Raw genomic sequence first — 9,116 nt, 5'->3', positions numbered from 1 at the left:
CAGCTGTCCACCATGTTGTCTATTATGGTCACTGGTACTGGGTTCCATCCTTCACTGTAGAACAGGATTCCTATGTATGCATCGCTTATCTCATTCTCCGCTATCAGGGCTGTTCCATAGGACGAGCCGAGGTAATAAACTCCGCTGATCCAATACTCCACATCTATGGCATAGCATTCGCCTTCCCAAGAATCGCCGCTGACTATGTTCCTGACCACGCTGACGTCAGCGTACAAACTTACCCATGGCGAACCATATTCTTCGGACGACCCATAACCATAGATGAATACGTAAATGCCCTCGTCAGAGGCCTGCTCAACGATATTGTCCTCGATTAGCACAACTGCCGTCAAGGAAGCTTCTGACTGGCCATAATAAGCCGACGCATCTTGCTCCACCATTATTGCATCGTAGGCGTACCACACCTCGTTCCGTAATATCTCGACATTAGTTGTTGCGGTGGCTTTTGGCATGTCCCTGATTCTGAGGTAGGATGTGACTGCTTGTATGGAGCTACTTACGTAAATGCCATAGTTTCCATTGGCATAGACCACGTTGTCCGTTACCGAGTAATCCACATTCAACGAGCTCTCAGACTGCCCCCAGCCCGATTGTATCGATGCTTCGAGGTCCATAGCATAACCATAAGAATTTGAGTACCCAGTATCTAGCACATTGTCATGCACGTCGAACCTTCCCTCTAACGTCGCAGAGGCGCTAGTGAACACGCCATAATAGTCTTCCAAGGCAAAGTTATCAGCATAGGCAATGATACCATTTCCACCACACTTTATCTCATTGCCACTTATGTCCATGGCGAAGCTCAGATCCGAGGTCGCGCTCACTTCTTGTTCATAGGGTGGGAAGTAGTGCGAGAAGGAGGCTGAGGATTTAGCCTGTGCTTGAACACCTACGCTAAAGGCCCGGATGTCATTCTCTTGCACGTTGAAGACCACGTTTGAAGAGGTTGATCCCCATGAATTCACAAGCGAGGTTTCGGAATAAAGCGAGACGCCATTTCCCACATACCATACGCGGTTGTCTTTCACATTAGCTACGACATCGCAAGTTCCTGAGACGATTCCCTCTTCGATGGGCTGGTACACCTGGACCATCAGACCGTATCCAGCTGTGCCATAACCGAAAACCACCTCATTATTCAGGTATTCAGCGTTGACCTGTAATCCAACTGATGCACTTGTATCCTGACCAGTCTTGCGCTGATTGATCATCGATGCGATGCCATAGCTGAACGGCACGTAATAGTCTCTGATCTCATTGTCCTGCGCGAGGACGTTGAGAGAGGATGTAATCCCTCCCGCGCCAACGCTCCTTATTTGCACTTGAGTTCCGATGGCTCCATGTCCATAGATGGCTCCGTCTTTCAGCGTGTTGTTTACCGCGCGGACTTCAAACGATGCTATGGTGTTCTCTTCCGTGCTTGTGCTAAGCTCCACATAGGAATAGAGCTGGGCGGGGTCGATGCTCCACAATGGAGGCGCTATAGTACTAGCCATCATTAACCATGGATCCAGATTGCCTTCGATGTTGTTGTTCTCGAACATTGTGCTCACTGAAAGATTCCACGAGGCCAATGGCGTGTCTAACCAGGTCATGGTGTAGAATGGCCCGGCATGCACTCCGACGTTGTCCATCACTTTCTTTGTGACGGAAAGCTCGAACGACCCCTCAGCACCTGAAGCATCGGATACCATAGCTGCGCATCTGCCGACCTGTTCGAAATAGGAGTTCGTTATCACCATGTTGCTTGATCCACCGTTGATCGGTGCATCCCACATAATGATGGCGAACCCTACTATGTAATAGAAATTGAGATCGGTCAATTCTACATCCATAGTTCCGTTATAATCTACCAGCGACAACGCTGCCCATGGCTCATACATCCCACCGATGTAGCTGAACGAGTTGTCGCTTATATTCACGTTCAGAATGCCATCATAGCATTCGAAGAGCATACCGCCAGTCATGAAGTAGCTGACACTGCTATCCTTCACTGTGGCAGTCACGTTTCCAAGGGCTTGCACCCAGGAACCGTAGCCATAGGAAGCCCTTCCCATGGTGAAGTAGATGCTCTTCCATTCATTGAAGAATACATCATGGCTGAATGGGCCGTATGTCCAATCCCTGATGTCCCAATATCCTCCGCCATTGAAGTTGATACCATATGCATAACTGGGATGGCTGACGTCTTTGGTCTCCATCATCGCATAGCGGATCTCCACGTCGCCGTTCTGGAACAGCCATATCTGGAACACGTTCTTAAGTGGCTCATATCCTGTCTGCCATACGTACCAGTGGAAGATGATTGCTCCCTCCACTTTCTTGTAGCCAATGCCGGGATACTCGTGGTTGTTCCAGTATGGGTTTTGGGCCGCGGCGATCATGTTGGGAACGCCCCATCCAAAGTCGGGGTAAGTAACGTTCACATTTGTTACGCCAAAGCCTATCCAGCCATAGCGGGACATGGTAACTCTAGTATAGTAGACTCCATTGAACTCGAAGGGCCAATCGAGATCCACAGTGAGCCAGGAGTTGGTGGTCCACACATCGGGATCTATCATCACATATCTGGCTTCAGACTCGCTGGGCAGGAAGAATTGTGCATTGTCCGCTGAGGAACCATCGAATACGTCCCGGAGATAGCTCACCACCACATCGTGATCCGCCCAGAGTGTGACCGAGCCATAGGATTGGCCTAAGAACTGCGAGTCTACTATGGTGGCGAATATGTCATTCGAGCTCAAAGCCCATATTCCATACCCACCTAGCTCAAAGCTCGCGTTATTCACACTGATGTACACATCTCCCGCCAAGGTGTTGAGATAGAAGCCATAGTAGTTCTCGGTCAAAATAGACTCACTGCATTCCACGACCACATCATCGCGGTCCGCCTCAGCGAATAGACCGATAAACTCGTTTCCACTGAACTCCACCCTCGACAGGCTTACGCTTATTCCACCCTCTTGAGAGTGTATCTCCAAACCGATGTTGTTGTCGATAAAGGCCGTGTCAACGGCAATCACTGTCACCGCCCCAGCAGCCTCGAGATACATTCCCACATCATCTGAAGACGAGATGACGGAGGGATCTATGGCCACATCAATCAGTCCATTAGCGGCCACTGCGTTCAATCCATCTTCGCCTGAGTTGGCGATTTCGAGATCAGTTATGTCGAGCATTATGTTGCCCATGACCGAGAGCATCAGCACGCCATTGACGGCCGAGTCGTTGACGTTTACTCCCACCATGGTTATGGTGAGATCGCCCATCGCCTGTATAACCAAACCATTCCCTAAGTACGAATGATCGACCAGGACGTCTTGGAATGTCGCTTGGACACTGCCATCATAAGCATAGATCAGCATTCCGTTGTTCGTAGTTTCCATCACCGAGGTCTCTGTCATTTCCATTATGACGTCGCCAATCAAGGAAACTATCTGTATGCCATTGTTCGCACCGCTTATGGTTAGACCGTTCGCCACCAAGGACACGGACTCATTGGCAACGATGTTGACGCCATAGCCATTATATCCTGGCCATCCTTCATATAGAGCGAAGCTCACATCGCTAAGCTCTGCAGTCACCGCGCCATTCGGAGCTTCTAGCCACAACATGTCAGTGCTAAACCACCAAATGCCAGGATAATATTCAATCTCCATGTACCTGACGATGTCGCTACCGATGAGATCGATGCTTCCTTCGTCAGATATGAGATAAATACCGCCATGCATGTTGGTCTCTACACCTTCGAATGTAGCAGCTATATCTCCTCCAGCCCTTCCATCAAAGGCTCTTACATAATTGACATTGTTGGTGAAGTCTAAAATTCCTAGGACTGGACCCCAGAAGACATTGTTCAGGACCTTGAAGTCAGAGACGTCGATGTTCAGAGTGCCAGGTGCAGACAGATAAACGCCTGTGATCACATTATAGATGCTCACGTCCGAGGCGGTGAAGCTCATATCCCCATTGGCGCTGGAGGCAAAAACGCCAGCCCAGCTGAAGTTGCTCCACACGTTGGTCAAAGTTATAGTCACCGTCTGGTTGGCAGAGATGTACAGCATGCTGTTGTCCGCCGAGCCTAAGTTCCACCAATAGAGATAGTCAGTCGTGTCGAACTGCATCTGTACATTCTCCATATTCGCGGTCACTGCACCCTCGAGCGTCCATAGATACACTCCTACAAGGGTGGTCTCCTCTCCCGTGACACGCCCATTCTTCCAGGAGAAATCTATGTCGCCAACCATCGAGTTGATCACGACGCAATAAACAGTATCATTCATGTCCACATCGAGCAAGGTTAGAGTCACATCACCTTCTGAAGTGATTGACACCCCATATTGCGAGTGATTAATGAGGGTGGGATCAATCCTGGCATTCACCCCTCCCTCAGCAAAAACATAGAATGCGTAAAAGACGTTTTCTATTATTGCATCACTAACATCGAATACCACATTTCCATTGGTCTCGACTCCTAGACCATAGAATAGGCCTGATGCATAATACCTTGTCGCGGTGATGGTGGCTGTGGTATTTACGTCGCAATAGACGCTTGACGTTCCAAATGCGCCTGTGACTGAAACATCAGTAAGAACAATATTCGCCCCGGCTTCAAAGGAACGGATTAAGACGCCATTATCAACAATACCTGTAATGTTGACTCTGGTCATAACCACGTTCACGCCACCAAATGCATTCAATACATCTACGGCTTGATACGGATTGGATATATCCGTTCCCACAATGTTTATAGTGGCCGTATGATTGGACTGGACTGATATCGGCACATCCACATTTTCGAAAATGCAGTTGGTTACGCTAACAATTGCGCCTTCCTCCCAAGCCCAAGCCACTAGACCATATTCAGTGATGTTATCAAAGGTGACTCCAGATACGGCTATGTTCACTCCTCCTTCAGGTGCGTAGCCGAAGGCTCCATAAGTGGCGTTCCTGATTACCATATTTGTGAGTTGAATGGTCGATTTACCGCCAATTCCATAGGCTATGGCAGCTGCTCCATAACTTGTACCTGCACCCTCGACATTGCCAAGCGTTACTCCATTCATGGAAACTACGGCATTGCCCACCACACACTCAGCCACCGCTCCTATTTGAGCATAGTAGAATGATGCCCCTCCAGAGATACTTACAGAAGAATTCCAATAGGCAACTGACCAGGCACCACCAAACATTCCTGCTGTCGGGGAAGTAAACACGCCTCCTACAATACTTAAGGAAGCATTACCCCACGGAGAGAATACATAAACCCCAACACCTTCTACATTAAATGCTCCACAATTAGTTAACGAGACAACAGCGTTGCCATTGTCCGCAATGAATTTGTAACCGTCACCACCAATGCCATTTAACACAAAACCCTGTAACGCAACATTTAGATTGCCGGTGGTTCTGACAAAGGTAACAGCGTCGCCAGCATTGTTATTTATTGTTCCGCTAAAGGGGCTGACCGTTGTGTCCTCAATAACAATACCATCTTGGGCATAGCTCATTTCAAAATATGTCATTCTTGAACCAGATGGGCCCTTGAGTAGAATTCCATCCCAAAACCCTGGGGTGGGAGTCACGCCCGACATTCTTACAGGGCTACCCTGAGTACCATTCACATACAGATAACCCTCAATCGTGAGACTTGAACCAGATGTAAAGTTTACATATACACCAGGTTCAATTGACAACCTGACTCCCGATACAACAGTAATATCTCCACTGATAATGTAATCATCAGCTGTTGTAAGCGTTGTATCAGTCGTTATATCAGTGTTGATGACTATCGTCGCGCTCGCATTGCTGGTGTTAAGCAAGAGCACCAGCGCAAAAGCGAATACGAGCAGCGCGATGTAGAGCAAAGCTCTCTTTCCTAGAACGCGACCCAAAGGTAGACCGCGGACATTAACGTTTGCCATATCCATATCTCGCCACCTCGAGAAGAGGTACAATTATTTCCTCCTGAAGCTAAGTGTTTTAATTCTTGAGGGGTTTATTGAATTGCCTATTACTTAAATCTTCTTCCAGCGCATTAAAAAAAAGAGTGTTTCGAGCGCTCATGAAACATATATCCTGGCTATGGGTTGATTGATATTTAGTTAAATTTTGTATAAAAATGAACCTAGCCCCCGAGAGGAATGTATTATCATTTGACGATATCATTTTGCGAAATGAGCTATAATTGCCAAGAGAACCATTTTTGTAAAATATTGAGGGCTCCTAACTAATTCTGCAATTGGGAGATGAAATGGGTAAAGATTAAGTCTGGATTCCCATTATCAAATCTGTGCATAAAACCACTATAATCGATATGGGCACTGACGTGCTGGCAGAGAATCGACGACTTGCGGCTGAAAATCTTCGGCTTCTTCGTTCCAAGGGGATAAAATCCGTGGACGTGATGGGTTCTATAGGATCGGGAAAGACCGCTCTCATATTGAGAATGTCGCGCATATTGAGGGCCAGAGGTGTCAGAGTAGCCGCCATCGCAGGAGATGTCACAGGTGAGGATGATTATAGCCTTTTCAAGAAAGCGGGCGTGCCTTCTGTTAATTTGAATACCGGGAAGGAATGTCATCTAGACGCGCACTTAGTTGGTCACGCTCTGCAGGAGTTGAACTTAGAGGATCTGGATGTCCTTTTTATCGAGAATGTTGGAAATCTGGTATGTCCAGCCGACTTCCCCTTGGGAACGGAGGAAAGGATGGTTGTGATTTCACCAACAGAAGGGGATGACATGATCAACAAACACCCCATGATCTTCTTGGAAGCTGGGGTGGCAGTGTTGAATAAAATAGATCTCCTCCCGCATCTTGATTCAGATATTGAGAGATTGAAGAGGGACTATTCTAGGTTGAGAAAAGCCGGAAAGCTCTACCTAACGAGCGCCAAGACAGGGGAAGGGGTGGAGGAACTTCTGAAGGCATTGCATCTTATCTCGTGAGCCTATAACTTCAGTTCAAGAATTAATACTGGTTCGACGATTATCCTGCTGGTATGAGAATGAAAGTCCTGGCGATTGGTGGAGGAGGCAGGGAGCACGCTATAGTGAAAGCCTTGGCCAAATCAGATGTTGAAATATATTCTATTTTAAAGAATAAAAATCCTGGTATTATCAGGGCTTCTAAGGAATACGTTTTGTTAAACGAGACAGAGGTTGATTCCATCGTTAGATATGCCACATCTAAGGGAGTAGAGCTGGCCATCATAGGCCCGGAGTCTCCCCTTGAAGCAGGTGTGGTGGATGCCCTGGAGGAAAAAGGCGTGAGATGCGTTGGGCCCACTAGGTCAGCGTCTCGCATAGAGACTGGCAAGAGTTTTGCCCGCGCCCTTCTTGCCAATTATAAAATTCCTGGAAATCTTGCTTTTGCCGTCTTCTCATCATATGAAGAGGCTAAATCTTTCCTTGATAGCGTTGAGCATCAGGTTGTTGTGAAACCGGAGGGGTTGACGGGAGGAAAAGGGGTAAAGGTTGAGGGAGAGCACCTGAAAGACAGAGCAGAGGTCTTGGCATACATCAAGGAAGTGATCGAAAAAGGTGTAGGGGGAGGAAGGGTGGTAATCGAGGAGAAGGTCGAAGGTGAGGAGTTCAGCCTGCAGGCTTTCTCTGACGGCAAGCATATTATCCCTATGCCATTGGTGCAGGATCATAAGCGAGCTTTTGAAGGCGATAAAGGTCATAACACAGGGGGAATGGGCTCATACTCTGGCGAGGACCATCTGCTGCCTTTCGTAACCTCTTCAGAGAAGGAGAAGGCAGTAATGTCCATGCGTAAAACGATAGATGCGCTGGCTTCTGAAGGGACCCCATATAAGGGAATTCTTTACGGGCAATTCATGTTGACCGCTGAGGGGCCCAAGATAATTGAGTTCAACGCCCGTTTCGGTGACCCTGAGGCTATGAACGTCCTGCCTCTTCTCGAATCGGATTTCTTAGAAATCTGCCAGGGCATCGCTTTTGGAGACCTATCGAATAAGAAATGCCTGTTCAGGAAGGAAGCCACGGTATGCAAATACGTGGTTCCGATCGGTTATGGATTGAATGCCAAATCGGGTACCACAATAAAAGTAGACGAGGAGGGGATTAGGCGATGCGGGGCGGAACTGTTCTACGCGGCGGTCAACCAAGAGGATGGACGTCTGCTGACAACCTCTTCGAGAGCTGTAGCGGTGGTCGGCATTGATCGAAGCCTCGATGCTGCAGAAAGACAGTGCGAGAGGGCCCTGCGCTTCGTGTCAGGGGAGGAGGTCTACGTCCGCCATGATATTGGCAAGCATGAGGTGATTCAGAGGAAGATAGAGCGCATCCGATCCCTGAGGAAATAGTATTTATTCTTGAGTCAGTTTAGCCGTTTCATGAGTAACCTGGATGAGATAGCTAATCGTATCCAGAGCAAACTTGATGAGAAGGATACAGTTAGGGAGATAGCTATCAAGTCCTCGCGGGCAATCATTCGCCTCTCTGGAAGCGTGGTGCACAGCATACACAAGGGGGAGAATGCGGAGGAGATGATGTCGGAGGCCATGGATGAGTCGCAGAGGCTTAGAAGCCTCCTGCTTGACCATCCAGAGATTTTCAGCTCTGGGCTCGTATCAGATGCCATGCAGGAGTTGGCTGAGGCGGCCATACTGCTGTCCATAGTCAAAGGTGAGGATATGCCATCTCCCGAGGAACTGAACGTTCCCAGTACTGCCTATCTGTTAGGTCTCGCGGATTGCATAGGGGAATTGAGGAGATTCTGCCTTGAAGCCCTTAGAGAAGGTGACATAGAAGCGGCCTCACGTCATCTGGATATGATGGAGGAGTTCTTCCAGATAATAATGCGCTTTGATTATCCAGATGCATTAGTTGCCATCCGAAGGAAGCAGGATATAGCCCGTTCTCTTCTAGAAAAGACGAGAGGAGAGCTCGCCGTGGCAGTAAGCGCCAAGACGCTAGGCGATAAGATCGAAGCCTTGTATAAGAGGCTGGATAAAGAGGAGTCAGTGAATCGAGATTGATTCCCCTATAAAATGGGGACGTAAAAACAGTACTATTCTTCCACATGACCTCGAACAATGAAGGTGTTATCCAGCACGAGTATTTTATT

General features: G+C 48.1%; 4 protein-coding genes. 3 read left to right on the top strand and 1 reads right to left on the bottom strand.

The features are described from left to right. Positions 1-5,945, bottom strand: a 5,945-nt coding sequence (locus QW520_05535) for a hypothetical protein (GenBank protein MEM0449265.1), incomplete at its 3' end; no start/stop codon positions are given. Positions 5,946-6,313: 368 nt separating this feature from the next. Between QW520_05535 and hypB the strand changes: the two genes are divergently transcribed. From hypB to QW520_05520, 3 genes are read left to right on the top strand one after another with little or no spacing between them, the layout of a single operon-like run. Further along, positions 6,314-6,970 (top strand): hydrogenase nickel incorporation protein HypB, encoded by a 657-nt coding sequence (gene hypB, locus QW520_05530; protein MEM0449264.1) that lies wholly within the window; start codon positions 6,314-6,316, stop codon positions 6,968-6,970. A gap of 53 nt (positions 6,971-7,023) precedes the next feature. Further along, positions 7,024-8,352, top strand: coding sequence for a phosphoribosylamine--glycine ligase (gene purD / locus QW520_05525; GenBank protein ID MEM0449263.1), 1,329 nt, complete (start codon positions 7,024-7,026; stop codon positions 8,350-8,352). A 30-nt stretch (positions 8,353-8,382) separates the two neighbouring features. After that, positions 8,383-9,027: a hypothetical protein gene (locus tag QW520_05520; protein MEM0449262.1), complete on the top strand. Its 645-nt coding sequence runs from the start codon at positions 8,383-8,385 to the stop codon at positions 9,025-9,027. The last annotated feature ends 89 nt before the right edge of the window (positions 9,028-9,116 follow it).

The sequence above is a fragment of the Methanomassiliicoccales archaeon genome, from assembly GCA_038740345.1.
GTDB lineage: Archaea > Thermoplasmatota > Thermoplasmata > Methanomassiliicoccales > UBA472 > JAJRAN01.
This window is presented reverse-complemented; position numbering and strand designations above follow the sequence as displayed.